Source organism: Actinopolymorpha rutila (assembly GCF_013407855.1).
GTDB lineage: Bacteria > Actinomycetota > Actinomycetes > Propionibacteriales > Actinopolymorphaceae > Actinopolymorpha > Actinopolymorpha rutila.
This window is the reverse complement of record NZ_JACBZH010000001.1, coordinates 2,860,662-2,880,418: the sequence shown is the minus strand read 5'-3', so window position 1 is coordinate 2,880,418 and position 19,757 is coordinate 2,860,662. Positions and strand designations below refer to the sequence as shown.

20 protein-coding genes are annotated in these 19,757 nt (G+C 71.3%); 14 read left to right on the top strand and 6 right to left on the bottom strand.

Annotated features, from left to right (window positions below; all coding sequences use genetic code 11):
• Positions 1–88 precede the first annotated feature (88 nt).
• Both F4554_RS12870 and F4554_RS12865 read left to right on the top strand, forming a co-directional pair.
• Complete coding sequence (locus tag F4554_RS12870; protein WP_179787600.1) at positions 89–1,726, top strand: DUF222 domain-containing protein; 1,638 nt, start codon at positions 89–91, stop codon at positions 1,724–1,726.
• Entirely contained in the window at positions 1,723–1,899 is a 177-nt protein-coding gene (locus F4554_RS12865) for a hypothetical protein (RefSeq protein WP_179785438.1), read from the top strand. The genes F4554_RS12870 and F4554_RS12865 overlap by 4 nt, the downstream gene beginning before the upstream one ends.
• Before the next feature lie 50 nt (positions 1,900–1,949).
• Here the strand turns inward: F4554_RS12865 and F4554_RS12860 are convergent, their stop codons facing one another.
• Positions 1,950–2,426: a PNPOx family protein gene (locus F4554_RS12860; RefSeq protein WP_179787599.1), complete on the bottom strand. Its 477-nt coding sequence runs from the start codon at positions 2,424–2,426 to the stop codon at positions 1,950–1,952.
• 69 nt (positions 2,427–2,495) lie between these two features.
• Positions 2,496–3,527: a helix-turn-helix domain-containing protein gene (locus tag F4554_RS12855; protein ID WP_179787598.1), complete on the bottom strand. Its 1,032-nt coding sequence runs from the start codon at positions 3,525–3,527 to the stop codon at positions 2,496–2,498.
• A 71-nt stretch (positions 3,528–3,598) separates the two neighbouring features.
• On the opposite strand from F4554_RS12855, the gene F4554_RS12850 reads away from it, so the two are divergent.
• The 8 genes from F4554_RS12850 to manD all read left to right on the top strand — a co-directional run bounded on the left by F4554_RS12850 (position 3,599) and on the right by manD (position 11,727).
• Entirely contained in the window at positions 3,599–4,093 is a 495-nt protein-coding gene (locus F4554_RS12850) for a rhodanese-like domain-containing protein (protein ID WP_179787597.1), read from the top strand.
• Between the two features lie 123 nt (positions 4,094–4,216).
• Positions 4,217–4,588: a MerR family transcriptional regulator gene (locus F4554_RS12845; protein ID WP_179787596.1), complete on the top strand. Its 372-nt coding sequence runs from the start codon at positions 4,217–4,219 to the stop codon at positions 4,586–4,588.
• A 169-nt stretch (positions 4,589–4,757) separates the two neighbouring features.
• Positions 4,758–6,140: a UDP-N-acetylmuramoyl-L-alanine--D-glutamate ligase gene (gene murD / locus F4554_RS12840; protein WP_179787595.1), complete on the top strand. Its 1,383-nt coding sequence runs from the start codon at positions 4,758–4,760 to the stop codon at positions 6,138–6,140.
• Between the two features lie 77 nt (positions 6,141–6,217).
• On the top strand, positions 6,218–7,114 hold the full coding sequence (locus F4554_RS12830; protein ID WP_238341284.1) for an HAD family hydrolase: 897 nt from the start codon (positions 6,218–6,220) through the stop codon (positions 7,112–7,114).
• 12 nt (positions 7,115–7,126) lie between these two features.
• Positions 7,127–7,831, top strand: a complete 705-nt coding sequence (locus F4554_RS12825; RefSeq protein WP_179787594.1) for an AAA family ATPase — start codon at positions 7,127–7,129, stop codon at positions 7,829–7,831.
• On the top strand, positions 7,828–9,615 hold the full coding sequence (gene lysS / locus F4554_RS12820; RefSeq protein ID WP_202889268.1) for a lysine--tRNA ligase: 1,788 nt from the start codon (positions 7,828–7,830) through the stop codon (positions 9,613–9,615). Before F4554_RS12825 ends, lysS begins: the two co-directional genes overlap by 4 nt.
• A 67-nt stretch (positions 9,616–9,682) precedes the next feature.
• Positions 9,683–10,513, top strand: coding sequence for a phytanoyl-CoA dioxygenase family protein (locus F4554_RS12815; protein ID WP_179787593.1), 831 nt, complete (start codon positions 9,683–9,685; stop codon positions 10,511–10,513).
• Positions 10,514–10,521: 8 nt separating this feature from the next.
• Complete coding sequence (manD, locus tag F4554_RS12810) at positions 10,522–11,727, top strand: D-mannonate dehydratase ManD (protein WP_179787592.1); 1,206 nt, start codon at positions 10,522–10,524, stop codon at positions 11,725–11,727.
• Between the two features lie 16 nt (positions 11,728–11,743).
• Here the strand turns inward: manD and F4554_RS12805 are convergent, their stop codons facing one another.
• Genes F4554_RS12805 through F4554_RS12795 form a run of 3 tightly spaced genes read right to left on the bottom strand, consistent with a single transcriptional unit; the run spans position 11,744 to position 13,886 of the window.
• Complete coding sequence (locus F4554_RS12805; protein ID WP_179787591.1) at positions 11,744–12,688, bottom strand: hypothetical protein; 945 nt, start codon at positions 12,686–12,688, stop codon at positions 11,744–11,746.
• A gap of 12 nt (positions 12,689–12,700) precedes the next feature.
• A complete protein-coding gene (locus F4554_RS12800) occupies positions 12,701–13,534 on the bottom strand; it encodes a nucleotidyltransferase domain-containing protein (RefSeq protein WP_202889267.1) in 834 nt (277 codons plus the stop codon).
• The gene (locus F4554_RS12795) at positions 13,527–13,886 is read right to left on the bottom strand and encodes a DUF3817 domain-containing protein (RefSeq protein WP_179787590.1); all 360 of its coding nucleotides are present in this window, start codon (positions 13,884–13,886) and stop codon (positions 13,527–13,529) included. The genes F4554_RS12800 and F4554_RS12795 overlap by 8 nt, the downstream gene beginning before the upstream one ends.
• A gap of 527 nt (positions 13,887–14,413) precedes the next feature.
• On the opposite strand from F4554_RS12795, the gene F4554_RS12790 reads away from it, so the two are divergent.
• The 4 genes from F4554_RS12790 (at position 14,414) to F4554_RS12775 (ending at position 18,956) form a co-directional block, all read left to right on the top strand.
• Entirely contained in the window at positions 14,414–15,214 is an 801-nt protein-coding gene (locus F4554_RS12790; RefSeq protein ID WP_179787589.1) for an ABC transporter permease, read from the top strand.
• Positions 15,207–16,010, top strand: a complete 804-nt coding sequence (locus F4554_RS12785) for an ABC transporter permease (RefSeq protein WP_337796006.1) — start codon at positions 15,207–15,209, stop codon at positions 16,008–16,010. Before F4554_RS12790 ends, F4554_RS12785 begins: the two co-directional genes overlap by 8 nt.
• A gap of 2 nt (positions 16,011–16,012) precedes the next feature.
• On the top strand, positions 16,013–17,083 hold the full coding sequence (locus F4554_RS12780) for an ABC transporter ATP-binding protein (protein WP_179787588.1): 1,071 nt from the start codon (positions 16,013–16,015) through the stop codon (positions 17,081–17,083).
• 181 nt (positions 17,084–17,264) lie between these two features.
• A complete protein-coding gene (locus F4554_RS12775; RefSeq protein WP_179787587.1) occupies positions 17,265–18,956 on the top strand; it encodes a substrate-binding domain-containing protein in 1,692 nt (563 codons plus the stop codon).
• On the opposite strand, the gene F4554_RS12770 is transcribed toward F4554_RS12775, so the two are convergent.
• Complete coding sequence (locus F4554_RS12770; protein ID WP_238341283.1) at positions 18,910–19,737, bottom strand: TrmH family RNA methyltransferase; 828 nt, start codon at positions 19,735–19,737, stop codon at positions 18,910–18,912. The two genes, F4554_RS12775 and F4554_RS12770, sit on opposite strands and share 47 nt — an antisense overlap.
• Positions 19,738–19,757: the final 20 nt, after the last annotated feature.

Below are 19,757 nucleotides of genomic sequence, written 5' to 3'. Positions count from 1 at the left end.
TTTTGTCCACAGGTAGTGGATCGGTTGTGCCTCGGGTCTCCTTGTGGACAACGATCTTCGTGTCGGTCGTCGCCTCTAGACTTCGAACATGCATTCGACCACGCAGGGCCTTCCCGGCGCAGGCGGCAGTGGAGCCGCCGTCCGGTTGAAGGCAGCGCTGGCCACGATCCGCGCCGGAGTGAACGAGGCTTTGTCGACGCCGACCACCTGTGTAGAGGTCGGTGATCTCGGTGAGCTGATCGGTGAACTGGAGGCGGAGAAGGCGCGGACCGACGCGCTCACCCTGGCCTGGGTCCGTCAGGCCGAAGCCGGCGACATCGGCAAGACGACCGGTGCGGCGACCGCGGCGGCGTGGTTGCGCACCGTGCAGCGGATGTCGAAGACCGAGGCCTCCGCCACCGTCGGCCTGGCGCGTGACCTGGATCGTACGGTGACCATGACCGCGCGGGCTCTTGCTCGTGGTGAGTTGTCGTTGAAGCACGCGCAGGTGATCGCGTTCGCGGTCAAGGACCTGCCCACCTGGATCGGTCCCGAACAGCGGGTGAAGGCCGAGGAGTACCTGATCGCCTGGTCGAGGCGGCGTAACCCCGACGACGTGCGCCTGCTGGGCCGGGCGTTGCTGCAGGTGCTGGCACCCGAAGAGTGGGAACGGCGCCTGGGCAAGGAGCTCGGCGACGCCGAACGTGCCGCGGAACGTAAACGGTCCCTGCGCTACCTGGCCAACGGCATTCCCGGGTCGGAGACCGTGGTGATCAAACTGCCGGTGGTGGAGATGGAGACCCTCCGCAAGCTGATCGAGGCGCTGAGCGCCTCCGACACCCGCCCCGACCCCGACGACCGCCCCCTCGACCAACGCCGAGGTGACGCATTCGCCGAACTCCTCGCCCAGTGGGCGCAGCAGCAGGCATCACCCAACCGCGGCCGGGGCAGGGACTGCGTCACCGTCACCGTTGGAGTCGACCAGCTACTGACCGGCCTCGGGTACGGCACCATCGACGACCTCAACCCCGTCCGCCCCACGCCCTGCCACTGCCAAACCCCGACGCCCAACGCCAGACCCAGCGCAAGACCCGACAACAGAACACGAGCACGAACGGCGCCACGGGTGCCAAGCCCATCAAAGACAAGCACAGCAAGGACGCAGGCGACACCCAGCCCGAAGCTGGCACAGGTGACGGTGTCGCCGACCTGGACGAGACTCACGGCGGTAGTGCGACGACTGGCCGGAAAACTCAATCAGACAATGAAGATCGACCACCTGATCCAACCGATCCGGGCGGGGCCGCGGACCGGATACCCGAACCGCGAGAACCACGGCAACGCCCACAACCACACAGCGAGACCGAAGCGGATCCAACAGGTGAGACGGATCCGGCAACCGATGCCGACACCGACGCCGAGACCGAGGAGGGTGCGGCGGGGCCGGAGGCTGCCACCGACCACATCGACCCCCACGACGGCTGCCAGAAGTGTGGCGGTGGTGGGTCGGCCCGGATCCTCGGCCTGCGCGGCGAACCGCTCTCAGTCGCCACCATCCGCCGGATGGCGTGCGACGCCAACATCATCCCCGTCGTCATCGGCGGCAACGGCGAAATCCTCGACATCGGAATGGCCGACCGGTTCTTCACCGAGGCGCAGCGCCGCGCATTGGCGATCCGGGACGGGTCCCACTGTCACTTCCCGGGCTGCCAGGTTCCCGAGCGGCGCTGTGTCGCCCACCACATGACGGCCTGGGACGACTTCGGACCGACAGACCTCTCCAACGGAGTGATGCTCTGCAAGACCCACCACACCTTCGTCCACCACAAAGGCTGGCAGGTACGCATGGGCGACCACGGACACCCCGAGTACATCCCACCCGAATGGGTGGACGTGCACCAGAAAGTCCAACGGCCATGACGGCGGTCGGCGCGAGAGCAGGGCAAGATCGCCAGCCGAGAGGGAGATCCTCAGGACCGTGCCACACCGGAGCCGTCGGTCGGCTCGATCCGGAACACCGCGAGCCGACCGGCGAGCGCCGCGTACTCCTCCGGGGTGCCTTCCCGGACGATCCCCGCCTGCCGCATCAGCGGCACGCCCCTCGGCACCTTCATCGGGAACGCCGCCAGCACCGGACGGGACTCCTCAGGTGACAACTCCACCAGTCGGACCCGCCGCCTCCGGCGACCAGCACCGAACACTCCCACTCCGGCCGCCCGCGCGTTCGCCACCCAGTCGGCTCCGGGAAAGCCACCCACGATGTACCGCCCACCCTCGAACTCGAACGGCGTCACCGGCGTGGTGCGGTCCTTACCGGACGTGCGCCCCCTGACCGTCAGCGTGTGCACCGGGCCGGTACGCAGACCCGCGCGGTGCACCGTGACGAGCAGCCTGTTCATCGGCCGCAACCATCGCGGCAGCGTGTACTCCTTCGATCGACCCGCCATGCCCCACCACCCGTCCGGCCTAACGACCCAGCTCCGACTCAGCTCCGACTCATACTGCCCGACGAATGCTCACCCGTCAGCCCTCGCGGCGGTACGGAACGCTCGCCGATACGCCGACGGCGACGTCCGCATCATCCTCGTGAAGTGGTGGCGAAAGGTGACCGCCGTGGCGAAGCCGACCGTGGCGGCCACCTGCTCGACGGGGGCGTCGCCGCGCTCCAACAGCGCCAGACTTGCCTGTACGCGTTGGGATATCAGCCACCTGATGGGGCTGGTCCCGGTGCAGCGCTGGAAGTGCCGCAGGTAACTCCGCCGCGACATGTGGGCCTGGGCGGCCAGCGCCGACACCGTGAGGTCCTCGTCGAGGTGGGACAGCGCCCACGTCATGCTGGCCGCGATCCGGTCGTCGTCGAGCTCGCCCGGCACCGGGGTCTCGACGTACTGCGCCTGGCCGCCGTCGCGGTGCGGCGGGACGACCATCCGCCTGGCGACCGCGTTGGCGATCGACGGGCCGAAGTCCTGCCGCACCAGGTGCAGACACAGGTCCACGCCGGCCGCACTGCCGGCGCTGGTGAGAACGTTCCCGTCGTCGACGTACAACACGTCGGCATCGACCCGCACCAGTGGAAACCGCTGCCTGAGCAGGGGTGCGTACTGCCAGTGCGTCGTCGCCGGCCGGTTGTCGAGCAGGCCCGCCGCGGCCAGCGCGAACGCGCCGGAGCAGATGGACACGATCCGCGCGCCGCGTTGGTGGGCGGCCCGCAGCGCGGTCACCAGATCAGGCGAGGGGTCGCCGTGCACGTCGGGGACACCGGGAACGATCACCGTGTGGGCGTGCGCGATCTCCGCCAGACCGTACGCCGCCGACAGCTCCGCCCCGCCGACCAGCCGGACCGGGTTCCGCTCGGCACAGATCCGCAGGTCGTACCACCGCAGGTCGAACTCGGGCCGCTCCAACCCGAACACCTCGGTCACGATCCCAGTCTCGAAGGCCGACATCCCGTCGTAAGCGACCACCACGACCCGTCGGCCCTCGGCCGCGACCCGTCGACTGCGCCGGACCGGCACCGCGGTCGGCGCGCGGAGGTCCGCTGTAGGCATGGCGCGATATTAGTGCAGTACGGCATTCAGGCCACTGTCGCCAGACCGGACGGCACCCCAGGATCGGGGCCATGAGCAACCCACCGATCACCGCCGGCGGCACCCGTTCGTCCGCCGTAGCCGGCACACCTGCCGCGCCGCCCGCGACCGCCCTCGCCCACTTCGCCGCCCGGTTGAGCGTCGAGACCGACGTGAGTGACGTTCACGCCGACCTCGAGGCGGGTGCGGCCGGCCTCGTCGTCGTCGACGTGCGTTCGAACGAGGCCTGGGAGCAGGGCCACCTGCCCGGTGCGATCCACCTGCCCACCAACCGGATCTCCACCGACGGACCCCGCATCGTTCCGGCCGACGCTCTCGTCGTGACGTACTGCTGGGGACCCGGATGCAACGGCGCGACCCGGGCCGCCCTGGAGTTCGCCCGCCTGAACCGCCGGGTGAAGGAGATGCTCGGCGGGTTCGAGTACTGGGTGCGGGAAGGCTTGGCGGTCGAGACCGCACAGGGCCGGACCGTCCGGCCGGTGGACCCGCTCACCGCCCCGCAGGCGAGCCCGACCTGCGACTGCTGAGTCGCTGCCTGCACAGACCCGGGTACACAGGGCGAAACACAACTGGCCAGACGGAGCGCAAATCAGACATTTCCGGTCGAAAGGTCTTGACCCTGACCGCTGGGATGATGCGATCCTTCCTGCGTGAACTCCTACTCCTCCGGCCAGGCGGCGGAAAGATCAGGCTTCAGCATCGACACCCTCCGTTACTACGAACGGATCGGGTTGCTGAAGGGGATCGACCGCACCGAGTCCGGGCAACGCCGGTTCACCGACGACGACGTCACCTGGCTACGTCTGCTGCGATGCATGCGCGACACCGAGATGCCGCTGGCCGAGATGCGCCATTACGCCGAACTCCACCGCGCCGGCCCCGATGGGCTCGCCGAGCGGCTCTCCCTCCTCGAGGAGCACGGCCGGCGGGTCGAACGCCGGCTCGCGCACCTGCAGACGTGCTGGACCGTCATCAGGGACGAGATCCACACCACGGCAGGCGCTGAACGACCCGTCGCCTGACTGCTCACCGACGGACTGAGCACCGACGACTGCCGGGCGACGGACCGCCCGGGGCAACTGTCAAGTCAGCGTTGACAAGCAACGGCGAACGTCAATCAAACACCCGGGCAACCTCGTTCAGCATCGGCAATTCCGGGCAACGTCGATCGGCGTCGGGCACAATGGCCCGATGCTGACCGACGTTCCGAAGCTCGCCGGTGCGCGGGTCACCGTGATGGGACTCGGCCTGTTCGGCGCGGGTGTGGGAGTGACGAAGTTCCTGTGCCGATCGGGAGCGCGGGTCACAATCACCGACCTCCACGACGCGCACCAGCTCAGGGAGTCGGTGGCCGCACTCGACGGCTGGCCGGTCGACCTCCGTCTGGGCGGGCACCGGGAGGAGGACTTCACCGGCGCCGACCTGGTGGTCGTGAGCCCGGGCGTGCCGGACGAGTCGCCCTGGCTCGGACTCGCCAACGCGTTGGAGACGGAGCTGAACCTGTTCGTCAAGCTCTGCCCGGCGCGCACGGTCTACGGCGTCACCGGCTCCAACGGCAAGACGACCACCACGACGCTGATCGGCCGGATCCTCGCCAGCGGACCCCGCCGGGTATGGGTCGGCGGCAACCTCGGAGTGTCCCTCCTGGACCACCTCGACGAGATCGGCCCGGACGACATCGTCGTACTCGAGCTCTCCAGCTTCCAGCTACAGCGGCTGGCTCCGCTGCGGTGGAGCCCGCAGGTGTCGGTCGTCACCAACATCACGCCCAACCACCTCGACCGGCACGGCACCATGGCGCGTTACGTCGAGGCCAAGCAGACCATCGTCCGCCACCAGCGCGAAGGTGACGTACGAGTGCTGAACGCCGACGACCCGTTCGCCGGGGAGTTCGCCGGTGAGCACACCGAGGGCGGGCCTTTCGTGCGCTGGTTCGGGGTGAACACCGCGGACGGCGGCACCCGGATCGGCGACGAGGTGATCGAGCACGCCGGGCACCGGCTCGACGTCCGTGGCCGCCGGCTGCCCGGAAGGTTCCAGCTGCACAACCTCGCCGCGGCGACGGCCGTCACCGCGGACACCTTCCCCGGTTGGGCGCGGGCGGCGGGCGAGGTCATGGTGAGCTTCCCCGGAGTGGAGCACCGGCTGGAGTTCGTCGGCGAGGTCGACGGTGCCGCCTTCTACGACGACTCGATCGCCACCACGCCCGAACGCACCATGGCCGCCCTGGCCACCCTGCCCGGGCCGCTGGTGATCCTGCTCGGCGGGTACGACAAAGGACTGCCGTTCGACACGCTCGGCGCCCGGGTCCGCGAACGCTGCCGGGCCGCGGTGGTGTTCGGGCAGACCGCCGACGCGCTCACCGACGCCATCGGCGCGGGCGAGGAGAGCGACGGCGCCGCCGACTGGATCGGCATCCACCGAGCGACGTCGTTCGAGGACGCGGTCGCCCGGGCACGTGCGCTGGCCCGTCCCGGCGACACGGTGCTGTTGTCACCGGCCTGCGCGAGCTACGGATGGTTTCGCAACTTCACCGAACGCGGACGCAGGTTCAAGGAACTCGTTCGTGGCTGACCCGACCCGAACGGCCGCACCTGAGCCGAAACCCGAGCCGGCCGAGGCGGCTGACCGACACCGCTAGGTTGTACGGCATGTCCATCGCAGCTGACGACGAGTTCGAAGAGCCGGGCCGGCAGTCGGGCCGGCAGTCGGGGCAGCAGTCGGGGCAGCAGTCGGGGCAGCAGTCGGGGCAGCAGTCGGGGCAGCAGTCGGGGCAGCACAGCGCGATCCGCGCCCTGGTGTTCGACTTCGACGGTCTGGTGGTCGACACGGAGACGCCGGAGTTCCTGGCCTGGCAGGAGATCTTCGTCGACCACGGCGCGGTGCTCGAGTTGGCGACGTGGGCAGGCGTCATCGGTACGACCGACCACCACTTCGACCCTTACACCGCACTCGAACACGCCTCGTGCCGCACCGTCGACCGGGACGCCATCCGCACCGCGCGGCGGGCCCGGATCCGTGAACTCCTCAGCGACCAGCCCGTTCTGCCCGGCGTCGAGGACTACCTCCGGCAGGCCCGCGATCGCGGGCTCCGGGTCGGCCTGGCGTCCAGTTCGTCCCGCGACTGGGTGCACGGCCATCTGGCCGAACGCGGCCTGCTGCACCACTTCGACACCATCCGCACCGGTGACGAGGTGGAGCGCACCAAGCCGGACCCGACGCTGTATCGGCTGGCGACGGCCGACCTCGGCGTCGAGCCGGCACGGGCGGTCGCGCTGGAGGACTCCCCCAACGGCGTGGCGGCCGCCAAGCGGGCCGGAATGTTCTGCGTCGTGGTGCCGAACCCACTGACCCGTCAACTCGACGTTGCGGCGGCCGACCTTCGGGTCGACTCCCTTGCCAACCTGCCGTTGACACAACTGCTGCACACGGCCCGGACGTGGTCCGAGCGCGCGAACCGGGCCGAACCACCGGGCGAACCAGCGGGCGAACCACCGGCCGACACCGGGAGCGAAAAGGTGGTGACACCCCAGGCCGAGCGCGGATAACGTCTCGAGGTCATGAGCTCCCCCACCTCGGCCGGCGATCCCACTCCGTCCAGACCGCCCGGAGCGGAGTTCTGCATCGATTGCGGCCCTGAGACCGCTCTGCGTCCCGACGACACCGCGGACGGCGCCGCATCCGGGGCCCGCTGCCCCCGGTGTGGATGGGAGCGTCCCTTCACCCGGCGTCCCCTGTTGCTCCTGACCGGCCCGAGCGGCGCCGGGAAGACCACCGTCACCGAGGCGCTCACCCGGCTGGCCGACGATGGCGGGCTGCCCGGCTGCGCGGTGTTCGACGTCGACCTCACCCTGCACGTCGCCGCACTGGGCTATGACGTCTGGCGCAACACCTGGCTGCAGCTCGCGCACGGCCTCGCCGGCAACGGCCTGGCCACGTTGCTGTGCGGGACGATCGTTCCCGACCAACTGGCCGAGTTGCCTGCCCGGATGCTGGTCGGTCCGATCCATCACGCCGCCCTGGACTGTCCGGACGACGTACTGGTCCAGCGTCTTCGCGACCGACCGGCCTGGCGCGGATCCGATGACGAGTTCGTCGCTCGCCAGCTCGGCTTCGCCGACTGGCATCGTTCCCAGGTCGGCCGGCGGTTCGACACGCACCGATCCGGTCCGGCCGCGGTGGCTGCCGAGGTCGCCGCGTGGGTACGCGAGGTGCTGGGCACGCCGACCGGCCCCGCGCCCGAGACGACAGGAGGTGCCCGGTGACCGACACCGAGGGCAGTGACTGGGTGAGCCGTACCGCCGACGAGGTGATCGCCGAGGCCGACCGCCGCGCACCCGGCGCGCCGGTCGTGTGCGCCTCCGGGCTCAGCCCGTCGGGCCCGATCCACCTGGGCAACCTCCGCGAACTGATGGTCCCCCACCTGGTCGCCGACGAGATCCGCCGCCGTGGCCGGGAGTGCGTCCACCTGCTGTCCTGGGACGACTACGACCGGCTGCGAAGGGTTCCGGCCGGGCTGCCGCCCTCGTTCACCGAGCACGTCGGCCGCCCGCTGACCGCCGTACCCGATCCCGACGACGCCTACGACAGCTGGGCCGAACGCTTCAAGGCTCCGGTGCGCGCGGCGATGGACGCGCTCGGCATCGAGGTACGCGAGATCAGCCAGACCGCGATGTACGCCTCGGGGGCGTACGCCGACGCAATCCTGCACGCCCTCGACGAACGTGCCCGCATCGACTCGATCCTGGCCCGCTACCGCACCCGGCCGGGAGTCGGTGACGCGGAGGGCACCGAGGACACCGGGGACACCGGACCCACGGACTCGGCGGCCGGCCTCTACTACCCCTACCGGCCGTACTGCCACCGGTGTGGTCGCGACACCACGCAGGTGACGTCCTACGACGCGACCGGCGCATTGGTCGACTACGCCTGCGCCGCCTGCGGCCACCGCGACCGCGTGCACCTGCGCGAGGACAACCACGGCAAGCTGGTGTGGAAGGTCGACTGGCCGATGCGCTGGGCCCACGAGCGGGTCATGTTCGAGCCGTTCGGCGCCGACCACTCCGCCCCCGGCTCCTCCTTCACCGTCGGCGCGCAGGTGGTCCGCGAGGTGTTCGGCGGGCAGCCGCCGGTCCCGTTGCCGTACTCCTTCGTCGGCATCCGCGGCATGGCGAAGATGTCGAGCTCGGCCGGCGGCGTACCGACCCCGGCGGACGGCCTGCGGATCCTGGAGCCCGCGGTGCTGCGCTGGTTGTACGCCCGGCGGCTGCCGGCCCAGTCGTTCACCATCGACTTCGGGGCGGAGGTGAGCCGGCTGTACGACGAGTGGGACCGGCTCGCGGCGCGCATCGAGGCCGGGCAGGCGCAGCCGTGGGAGCGCGACGTCGCCGACCGGGCGACCACGACCAGCCGCGGCCGGGTCGCCGGCCCGCGCCGCCGGGTGTCGTTCCGCGTCCTGGCCTCCCTCCTTGACGTCACCGCGGGTGACACAGCCCAGGTCGGCCGGATCCTCGCCGGGTTCGACGACGCCACCGCGGGCGACGGCGCCCCCGACACCGGCTCACAGGGCATCACCGTCGCCGACGTCGAGCCCCGGCTGAGCCTGGCCCGCACCTGGCTGGCCGAGCAGGTGCCCGCCGAGGAACGCACCCACGTACGTACCGAACCCGACAGCGACCTGCTGGCCTCGCTCACCGCCGAGGACGCGGTATCGCTGCGCGAGCTGACCACCCGGTTGACCGACGACTGGACGCTGTCCGGACTGACCCGCCTGGTGTACGGCGTTCCGAAGCTGCGGGCGGGTCTCACGGTGGACGACCCGGCGACGGCGGAGGTCAAGCGCGCTCAACGGGGATTCTTCCGGTTGCTGTACCGCTTGCTCGTCGGCGCGGACCGCGGACCGCGGCTGCCCACCCTGCTGCTGGCGCTCGGCCCGGGCCGGGTGCGGGCTCTGCTCGGGCAGGGCGACGCCCTACTCGGTGAGCGCGACGCCCCGCACAGCCAGGCCGGCTCCCCTGCCGGTGAGAGTCGGTTGACCGAACCTGGCTAGCGAGGTGCGACTCCCGGCCCACCTTCGTACGGTGGAAGGGATCCCCGAACGCTGCCAGGGAGGCATCGTGACCACCGTCGTGGAAACACCCCAGATTCTGAGTGACGCAGAGATCACGCAGTTCTGGGAGCAGGGCTATCTCCTCGTGCGCGGAGCAATATCCCGGGAGGAGGCGGCCCACTACCGCGACCACATCCTCGACCTGATCCCGCGCAACCTCGCCTTGCCCGACCACTGGCACTCCGCAGCCGGCCGGATCAAGCCGATGCGCACCGCCAAGGACCACACCTTCGACACACCGGAACTCCTGCCGCTGTGGGCGAACGAGAAGCTGTACCACGTCGCGGCGCAACTGCTGGAGTCGACGCGGCTGCGGGTGATGGACGGCTCGCTCGGCATCACCCTGCGCAACGACAGCGACCGGGACCGTGCGCTCAGCCAGACGCTGCACATCGACGCGTCGGTGCCGACCGACGTCGACCAGTTCCTGTTCTCGCTGGCCGAGGTGCAGATCGGCGGCTGCTTCTACTTCACCGACGTACTCCCCGACGGCGGCGGCATCCACGTCGTGCCCGGCGGGCACCGGATCGTGGAGGAGGAGGCCCGCGCCACCCCGCAGGGCCGGCACCTGCACCAGAACTGGAAGCGCATCACCCACCTGGAAAGCGTCGAGGTGACCGGCGAGGCCGGCGACTTCGCGCTGCTGCACCACCTGATGCCGCACGGCGCCTCGCACAACCGCCGGTCCACGCCGCGGGTGGCGCAGTTCCTGCGGTGGGTACGCGAGGACCAGCCGCACGGCGCGGGCAGGGCGCCGGCGCCGGGCCGGTACGGCGCCCGCCAGTTGGAGGCAGCCGGCCCGCTCGGCCGCAAGCTCCTCGGCGCCGAGCCCTGGTAGGGGCCGGCATGCGGATCACCGGTGCCCGGGTGATCGTGACCTCACCCGGGCGGAACTTCGTCACGTTGAAGGTCGAGACCGACGAGGGCGTCCACGGTATCGGGGACGGCACCCTCAACGGCCGCGAGCTGGCCGTCGCGTCCTACCTCGCCGACCACGTCGTGCCCATGCTGGAAGGCCGCGACCCGGCCGACATCGAGGACACCTGGCAACTGCTCTACAAGGGTGCGTACTGGCGGCGCGGCCCGGTGACGATGGCCGCGATCGCCGCCGTCGACATGGCGTTGTGGGACATCAAGGGCAAGGTGCTCGGCACCCCGGTCTACAACCTGCTCGGCGGCCGGTCCAGGCGTGGCGTGCTGTGTTACGCCCACGGCTCCGGCCGGACGATCGAGGACACCGTGGAACAGGTGCTCCGGCTGCGGGAGGAGGGTTACCGCGCGATCCGGGCGCAGTGCGTGGTGCCCGGCATCGACAACATGTACGGCACGCCGCGCGGCGACGTGTCCGGGCAACGGCCCGACCTGCCGTTCGTCGAGGACGGCTGGGCCAGTGAGAAGTACCTCCGCTTCGCGCCCGAACTGTTCGGCAAGGTCCGCGAGGCGGTCGGCTTCGACGTCCACCTGCTGCACGACGCGCACCACCGGCTGACCCCGGCCGAGGCGGGCTGGCTGGGCAGGCGGCTGGAGGACCACCAGCTGTTCTGGCTGGAGGACGCCGTACCCGCCGAGCTGCAGGAGAGCTTCCGGGTGATCCGGCAGCACACCACCACCCCGCTCGCGGTGGGCGAGGTGTTCAACTCGCTGTACGACTGTCACCAGCTGATCCGCGAACAGCTGATCGACTTCATCCGGGCCAGCGTCGTGCACGCGGGCGGGATCACCCACCTGCGCAAGATCGCGCACTTCGCCGAGCCGTACCACGTCCGCACCGGGTGCCACGGCGCCGCCGACCTGTCGCCGGTGTCGATGGCGGCGGCGCTGCACTTCGGCCTGGCCACCCACAACGCGGCGATCCAGGAGTACGGCCACCACAGCGAGGAGACCCTCGAGGTCTTCCCGCGGGCCTGGTCGTTCGCCGACGGCTACCTGCACCCGGGTGAGGCGCCGGGGCTGGGCGTGGACATCGACGAGGGGCTGGCCGCGAAGTACGAGTACCAGCGCGGCTACCTGCCGGTCAGCCGCCGGGTGGACGGCACCGTCGGGAGCTGGTGAGCCCCGAGCCGGTAGCTCAGGCCTGAACCTGGGCTTGGGCTTCGGCTTCGACTTGGGCTTCGACCCACTCGGCCAGCCGGTCGGGTGGGTCGAAGCCCCAGGTCGCGACGAGCGCGCGCCACAGTCGCTCCCCCAGCTCCCACGCGGCGCCGTACGCCCGGGCCAGGTCTGCCGGCTCGGTGCGGGCGGAGACCCGCGCCAGGGCTTCGATCACCTCCGGGGACAGGTCCCGCTCGGCCAGCCGGGACGGCGTGAGCCACCGCTTCGTCGCCTCGCCGACTTCGGGTTCCGAGCCGGCCTCGGCCAGCCGGGCCATCCAGAGCAGCTCGCGGCGTACGTGGGCGAGCGCGTCCTGGGAACGTTCCCACTCACCTCGGCCCGCGACGTTGTGGCCGAGCACCCACCAGTTGGCGAAGCGTCCGCAGACCTCCGCCACTTCCGCCGCGGTGCGCGGGACGCGCGGATGCTCCGGCAGCGCCGCCACCGCGGGCGTGAGCGTTCCGTCCCGGTCCAGCACCACCATCGACTCCACCGGCGCACCCCGCGCCGGCCAGCCGCGTACGACGTCGACGCCGGAGGCCGGCCAGAGGTGCACCTCCACCCGCACCAGCCCGGCGTGCACCGCGACCCAGGCACCGAACTCGTTGCGCACCAGCAGCGCCGGTTCACCGACCTCGCGCAGCCAGTCCGGCGGGACGGGAGGGTTCGTCCGGGCCTGGTCCGGCAGCAGGTCGGAGCTGACGAACACCCAGTACTCCACGTCCGACCACGCGTCGCCGAGCCCAGCCGGCCGGGAGCCGTAGGTGAGCACGGCGCGAACCCGCTCCTCGGCGGCGAACGCCGCGCGGTACGCCGCGTCGAGCGCGTCCTGCGCCGCGGTGGCCGCAGCAGCCGAGGCCGGGGTCGCCGGGGTAGCCGGGGTCTTCGGGGACTTCGGGGACTTCGGGGACTTCGGAGTCATGGAGGGCCGGCGTCAGTCGCCGCGGACGTCGGCGAGCAGGCGTTCGGCGTCGTCCAGCCGCGCGGTCAGCTCCGCCGGGGTGGTGCCGATCGCGCCGCACAGCGCCTGGGCGCGGGCCGCGAACTCCGCCGGTGCGCCCGGCAACCGGCCGGCCGCGGCGACCAGGCCCTTCTCGTTCAGCACCCACCGGCCGGCGCGGGCGTGCAGCGCGTGCGCCATGATGCCGACCGCCCGCAGCACGCACATCGCGACGTACGCCGCGTCGCCGCGCCGGGTCGCCTTGCGCGCGACCGCGAGGCTGAACCCCGCCTCCCACAGCCAGCCGACGAGTGCGTCCCGCAGTGGTTCCGGATACCGCGCGGCGGCCTGCTGCAGCCGGCCCACCTCACGGTCCGGGTCGGCGACGACGACCGCGGTCACGAGCTCGCCGACGTAGGTCGTACTGAGAAATCCGAACGGGTGACCCGGCTGGTGGTGCAGCCCGAACTCCCCGCGCGTCGCGCGTTCCCACTCCTGGGTGACCCGGTCCAGGTCGCGCAGGATCCAGTCCACGGGTCCCGCGTCGGTGGACAGCCACGCGCCGCCGTTCACCCACGGCCCCCACCCGCCCGGTGCGGCGACCTCGGTGGGCCGCCCGGTCAGCGAGGTGGCCAGGTCTGCCAGCGCGGGGACGTCGAGGGGCTCGCGGTAGTAGAGGCCGAGGTCGAGGTCGGAGGTGGCGTCGGCGGTTCCGCCGGCATGGCTGCCGCCCACCACCACCGCGACGACGCCCTTCACCTCCACCAGCGCCCGCGCGTGCGTACGCGCAGTCGCCATCGGGTCCGCGGCTTCTGCCGGGTCAGTCACCCGCGCCGACCCGCTCGCTTCGCCGGTCGCCCTCTCGGCCCTCACGGCCGCCGGTGCCCCGGCTGCGGTGGACGTCGGCGACGATCCTGCGCTCGGCGAAGAACGCGGCGAACGGGATCGTCCCGGCCAGCATCACCAGCAGCATGCGCACGGGCCGCCACCGCAGCGAGAATCCCAGCAGCAGCACCACCACGACGTAGGCCATGTAGAGGAAGCCGTGGAGCTGGCCGACCACCATGGTCGGGCCGGGGGTGTCCGCGAAGTACTTCAGCGGCATCGCGACCAGCACCAGCGCGAGCAACACGACACCGGTGACGTAGGACATGACCCGGTAGACAGTCAGCAGCGGCATGGCGGAACCTTCGTGAGCTGGTGGCTCGCGGCGGCCGGGGGACGCACCGCACACGAACGGGACCCTGACTGCATATCACGCGGACCCCGCCGCCGGCCCCACCGCCTCGGGCGGGCGCCCCGGGAAGCGCGCCGGATGCCGTGTGCCCGGGCCACCACGATGGCCGCAGGAAAATCCCTTCCCGTCACGTCCGGTGCCGGTTATGCTGTCTGGCCACCAAAATCCCGGTCTGGCACGGTCAGCCCAGCTGATCAACGCAGGCGGCCGGGCATATCGCTCCCACCTCCACCCCCGGTCAGCACCGATGCGGGGGAAGTTCGACGTGCGCGGCACCCGGCCCACATCCCCCGCGGGCCGCGCGCCGTCCAAGGTCCACCCAAGCGCGAGCACCCTCCCCGCGCTGCTCCCCGCGTGCCCAAGACGCGCAACCCCGCGCGCTCTGCCTGCCGCATCCGTGTCACCGGCCTGCCACCCGCCTGCCGCGCACGCCACAGACGCATGCCGTTCGTCGAAGGGAGCCTTCCAGCATGAGGGTCTATGCCGCGATCGCGTGGCGTACCTTCCGCCGATACTCCACCTACCGCGCCGCCACCGCCGCCGGCGTGTTCACCAACACCGTCTTCGGCTTCATCATGGCGTTCACCTACATCGCGTTGTGGCGCGCCCGGCCGTCTCTCGGCGGGTACGACGTGACCGACGCGGTGACCTACGTCTGGCTCGGCCAGTCCCTCGGCATGGTCGGCGCCCTGTGGGGCGGTGGGTTCCGGGAGGAGCTCGCCGAGCGGATCCGCACCGGCGACATCGCCGTCGACCTGTACCGCCCGGTCGACCTGCAGGCGTGGTGGCTGGCCAGCGACCTGGGCCGGGCCGCGTTCCACCTGCTCGGCCGGGGCATCGGCCCGACCCTGGTGGGCGCGTTCGCGTTCACCCTCAACCTTCCCGGCGACCTGGCGACCTGGCTGGCGTTCCTGCTCTCGGTCGTTCTCGGCGCCGTGGTCTGCTTCAGCCTCAACTACCTGTTCACCCTGGCCGGCTTCTGGCTGATGGACGCCCGCGGTGTGCACCAGCTCGCCGGGGTGCTGGCGATGTTCTTCTCCGGCATGTTGCTGCCGCTGAACGTCTTCCCCGGCTGGCTCGGCGACCTGGCCCGGGCGCTGCCGTGGTCGTCGGCGCTGCAGATCCCGGCGGACGTGTTCCTCGGCAAGCGCCAGGGCTCGGCGCTGGTCTCCGTACTCGCCTTCCAGGCGGGCTGGGCGCTGGTGCTCTGGCTGGCCGGGCGGGCACTCACCCAGCTCGCCACGCGGAAGGTGGTGGTCCAGGGTGGCTGACGCACTGCGGGCGTACGGCTGGATCGTCGCGATGTGGGTGCGGTCCACGATGGTCTACCGGGCGTCGTTCGCGATGCTCACCGTCGGGCAGTTCGTGGTGACCGGCTTCGACTTCGTGGCGATCTTCATCATGTTCGTGCACACCGACAGCCTCGGCGGGTTCGACCTGCCCGAGGTCGCCTTCCTCTACGCCACCTCCGGAGTCGCGATGGGGACCGCCGACCTGCTGGTCGGCAGCATCGAACGACTGGGCCGGCGGATCCGGGACGGCTCCCTCGACGTGATGCTGATCCGGCCGGTGCCGACGTTCGTGCAGGCCGCCGCCGACGACTTCGCACTGCGCCGGCTGGGGCGGATCACCCAGAGCGCGCTGGTGTTCGGCTGGGCGGTGGTCGCGGTCGACGTGCACTGGACGTGGGACCGGATCGCGCTGATCCCGGTCATGCTGGTCAGCGGCACCGTCATCTTCGCCGCGATCTTCGTCCTCGGCGCGGCGTTCCAGTTCGCCGCGACCGACGCCGCCGAGGTGGCAAACGCCTTCACCTACGGCGGCAACTTCCTCACGCAGTACCCACCGACGATCTTCGCCAAGGACCTGCTCCGCGCGGCGACGTTCGGCATCCCGCTGGCGTTCGTCAACTGGCTGCCGGCCCTGCACATTCTCGGCCATCCGGATCCGCTCGGCCTGCCGAAGGCCTTCCAGTTCGCCTCGCCGCTGGCCGCGGCCGTCCTCGCCCTCGTCGCCGCGCTGGCCTGGCGGGCCGGCCTGCGCAGCTACCGCAGCACCGGGAGTTGACCATGACGACACAGCCCACACGTTCGAACCAGCCGTCCCTCACGACCACCGCCACCGAGCCCACCGCCGAGCCCTCCGCCGCCCCTCCGGCCGAGCGCAACGGCGCCGAACCGCTGATCGAGGTGCGGGACGTGCGGAAGACCTTCTCCGTACGACGTCGCACCGGCCGGCTGCGGCGCACCCGCTCGGAGGTGCACGCGGTCGCCGGGCTGTCCTTCGAGGTGGCCGCCGGGGAGATGGTCGGCTACATCGGGCCCAACGGCGCCGGCAAGTCGACCACGATCAAGATGCTCACCGGCATCCTGGTACCCACCGCCGGCACCTTGCGGGTCGCCGGCATCGAGCCGTCGCGCGACCGGATCCGGCTGGCCCGGCGGATCGGTGTCGTGTTCGGCCAGCGCACCACCTTGTGGTGGGACCTCCCGCTGCGGGACAGCTTCGGCCTGCTGCGGCGGATCTACAAGATCCCGGACGCGCGCTACCGCGAGAACCTCGGCCACTACGTCGACCTGCTCGAGCTCGGACCGCTGCTCGACGTACCCGTACGCCAGCTCTCCCTCGGCCAGCGCATGCGGGGCGACATCGCCGCCGCGCTGCTGCACGACCCGGAGGTCGTCTACCTCGACGAGCCCACCATCGGGCTGGACATCGTGAGCAAGGCCAAGGTGCGGGAGTTCCTGCGCGACCTCAACCGCGAACGCGGCACCACCGTGCTGCTGACCACCCACGACCTCACCGACATCGAGCAACTGTGCTCGCGGGTGATGGTGATCGACCACGGGCGGGTGATGTACGACGGAAGCCTGACGGGGTTGCACGGCCTGCATGGCCTCGGCGAGAGCGAGCGCACCCTCGTGGTCGACCTCGCCGACCCCGGTCCGCCGATCGAGGTGGACGGCGCGAACGTGGTCCGGGTGGACGGCCCGCGGCAGTGGCTGGCCTTCCCGGCGTCGACCAGTGCCGCTCCCCTGGTGGCGGCGATCGCCGCGCGCTACCCCGTGGCCGACCTGTCGATCCAGGAGCCGGCGATCGAGTCGGTGATCGCCCGGATGTACGCCGCCGGCGAGTCGTGAAGCGGACCTGAAGCGGGACCTGAACGGCACTCGGCACACCCGTCCCGACCACGTCCGGTGGCCGTACGCGCCCGCTTCGACACACCTGGTAGCGCTTCGTCCCATTGCGGATGACGGTCACCGGTCGGGCCGGGTTTTCCGGTAATGTCCCGCCCACTCGGGGTGGAGAGGGAGCAGCGCTATGCCCGGTCGTCATGCCGCCGCAGACCTGCGACCCCGCCGTCACCACGGCCGAGGTCGAGGTCTGCTCGTACTCGTCGTCGCCTTGGCACTGATCATTCCGACGGCGGCCTTCCTCGGTGTCCGCGAGCTCGGTGCGTCCGCGGGCAGCAAGTCGGCTTCCTGCGAAGGCACCGTGCGCATCCGGGTCGCGGCCGCGCCCGAGATCGTCGCGCCGCTGAAGGCGGTGACCGCCCGCGTCGAGAAGGACAAGGTCCCGGTCGGCGGAGCGTGTCTGACGTTCGGTGTCACCGCGGTGAGCCCGCGCGACATGTTCACCCGGCTGTCCACTGAGCACGGCAGCGACGACGCGAACACCCCGGACCTGTGGGTGCCGGACACGTTCGAGTGGGTGGCCCGCACCGGCATCCCGCCGTCCCGCGTGCTCGCGCTGAGCCCGTCGCTGGCCGCGTCCCCGATGGTCCTCGCCACCACCCAGGCGGAGGTGGAGAAGCTCGGCGGCGACGCGGACAACTGGTCGACGCTGGCCACCAGTGGCCACATGGCGGTGGCCGACGCGGAGCGGTCCGGCGTCGCCCTGAGCGCGCTGCTCGGCGTGCGGCGCTCGGTGACCGGCGAGGCCGAGGAGGCCCGGTCCAAGCTCGGCACGGTGCTCATCAAGCTGGCCAAGGACCACGTCGACGACCTCGGCCGAGAGCTCGCCCAGGCAGACACCCAGACCGGTCTGCAACGAGGGGTTCCCGCCAGCGAGCAACAGGTGCTGAGCTTCACCCGCGACCACTCCGACACCGACGTCGTGGCGGTCGCGCCGAAGAACGGCACGGTCCTCCTCGACTACCCCCTGGTCGCCATCCGCCACGGCTCGGCCCGCACCGACCGGATCGCCGCCGCCGGTGCCGCGCTGGCCCGGTTCGCCGACGCTCCACAGGGCCGGGAGACGTTCCGCAAGGCGGGGTTCCGCGACTACCGCGACCTCGCCCCACCCGCCAAGAACTCAGACGTCGGCTCGGTGAAGGTGCTCCCTCCGGTCACGCTGCACGACGCCGACGACGTGCTGCGCAGTTGGGCCGCACTGAGCCTGGAGTCACGGCTGCTCGCCGTCGTCGACGTGTCCGGCTCGATGGCCGCGGCCGCCGGCAGCCGGAGCCGGATCGAGCTCGCCCGCGACGCCGCCGGCACCGCGCTCAGCTACTTCCCCGACAAGGGCGAGGTCGGGCTGTGGGAGTTCTCCGAACTCCGCGACGGCACCCGCGACTACCGCGAGCTGGCGAAGACCGCCGAGCTGTCCGCCACGCACCGCGCCGAGCTGGCGAAGGTGCTGGCGAAGCTACCCAGCCAGGTCAGCGGCGGCACCGGCCTCTACGACACGTTCCTGGCCGCGTACCGCACCGCGCAGAACGGCTACGACGACGCCAGGGTCAACTCCGTGGTGCTGCTCACCGACGGCAAGGACGAGGACCGTACGGGTGTCTCCCTCACCCAGCTGCTCAACACGCTGAAGAACGAGGCCGACCCGGCCCGACCGATCTCGGTCATCCTGGTCGGCATCGGCCCGCAGGCCGACCTCGCCGCGCTCGGCAAGATCGCGGACGCGACCGGTGGCCGGGCCTACCGCGCGCGCGACCCCCAGGACATGGAGGGCATCGTCATCGACGCGCTGCTGCGCCGCCAGTGCGGGGCGACCTGCAACTAGGGTCCTGTCCTGGCTGTGCGCGGGTTCTGCGCGCCTCGTACAGCAGCAGTGCGGCCGACACCGAGACGTTCAGCGAGTCGGCGGTCCCGAACATCGGGATCGACACCGGCCGGACCCGTGCCGCGTACCACCCGGAGGACACGCCGCGTCCCTCCGAGCCGACGACGACGGCCGTACGCGGGCTGGACAGGTCGCCTGTGCGGTAGTCGCGGGTCGCGCCGGGCTCGGCCACCACGACGGTGAACCCGCGCCGGGCCAGCCAGGCCGCGGCCGCCACCGGGTCGGGAAACTCCACCACCGGCACGGTGAGCACGGTCCCCCGGCTCGCCACGAACACCCGGGGATGGTTGGGCCGGACCTGCCGGCGCACCAGCACGACGCAGTCGGCGCTGCACGCGTCCGCGGTACGGATCAGGGTGCCGAGGTTCCCGGCGTACTCGATGCCGTCGGCCACCAGCACCAGCGCCCGGTCGCCGAAGTCCAGCTCCGCGGCGGTCCGGCGCGGCAACCTGGCCAGGGCGAGCAGGCCGTCGGAGCGGGCCCGGCCGCACAGCCGGGTGAGCACCTTGGGCCCGATCTCGTACGCCGTCTCGGCACGGGCGCGCAGGACGTCCGCGCATCGTCGCGCCTCCGGCGTACGAACCAGCTCCGGGCACCACAGGAACGTCTCCACCGGCGTGCGCGCGGCCAGCAGCATTTCGTGCGCCCACGTTCCCTCGACCACCACGTGGTCCTCGTCGGGTGGCGCGGTGTTCCGCGCGGCGGCCAGGAACGGACGCATACAGGGGTGGTGGAGACCGA

Excerpts from the sequence above, each read along its gene's own strand:
- F4554_RS12825 (WP_179787594.1), top strand. The coding sequence starts at position 7,127 with ATGAGCTCCCCCACCTCGGCCGGCGATCCCACTCCGTCCAGACCGCCC.
- F4554_RS12770 (WP_238341283.1), bottom strand. The coding sequence starts at position 19,737 with ATGCGTCCGTTCCTGGCCGCCGCGCGGAACACCGCGCCACCCGACGAG.
- murD (WP_179787595.1), top strand. The coding sequence starts at position 4,758 with ATGCTGACCGACGTTCCGAAGCTCGCCGGTGCGCGGGTCACCGTGATG.
- F4554_RS12855 (WP_179787598.1), bottom strand. The coding sequence starts at position 3,527 with ATGCCTACAGCGGACCTCCGCGCGCCGACCGCGGTGCCGGTCCGGCGC.
- manD (WP_179787592.1), top strand. The coding sequence starts at position 10,522 with ATGCGGATCACCGGTGCCCGGGTGATCGTGACCTCACCCGGGCGGAAC.
- F4554_RS12865 (WP_179785438.1), top strand. The coding sequence starts at position 1,723 with ATGACGGCCTGGGACGACTTCGGACCGACAGACCTCTCCAACGGAGTG.
- F4554_RS12780 (WP_179787588.1), top strand. The coding sequence starts at position 16,013 with ATGACGACACAGCCCACACGTTCGAACCAGCCGTCCCTCACGACCACC.
- F4554_RS12795 (WP_179787590.1), bottom strand. The coding sequence starts at position 13,886 with ATGCCGCTGCTGACTGTCTACCGGGTCATGTCCTACGTCACCGGTGTC.
- F4554_RS12790 (WP_179787589.1), top strand. The coding sequence starts at position 14,414 with ATGAGGGTCTATGCCGCGATCGCGTGGCGTACCTTCCGCCGATACTCC.
- F4554_RS12860 (WP_179787599.1), bottom strand. The coding sequence starts at position 2,426 with ATGGCGGGTCGATCGAAGGAGTACACGCTGCCGCGATGGTTGCGGCCG.
- F4554_RS12775 (WP_179787587.1), top strand. The coding sequence starts at position 17,265 with ATGCCCGGTCGTCATGCCGCCGCAGACCTGCGACCCCGCCGTCACCAC.
- F4554_RS12870 (WP_179787600.1), top strand. The coding sequence starts at position 89 with ATGCATTCGACCACGCAGGGCCTTCCCGGCGCAGGCGGCAGTGGAGCC.
- F4554_RS12805 (WP_179787591.1), bottom strand. The coding sequence starts at position 12,688 with ATGACTCCGAAGTCCCCGAAGTCCCCGAAGTCCCCGAAGACCCCGGCT.
- F4554_RS12850 (WP_179787597.1), top strand. The coding sequence starts at position 3,599 with ATGAGCAACCCACCGATCACCGCCGGCGGCACCCGTTCGTCCGCCGTA.
- F4554_RS12830 (WP_238341284.1), top strand. The coding sequence starts at position 6,218 with ATGTCCATCGCAGCTGACGACGAGTTCGAAGAGCCGGGCCGGCAGTCG.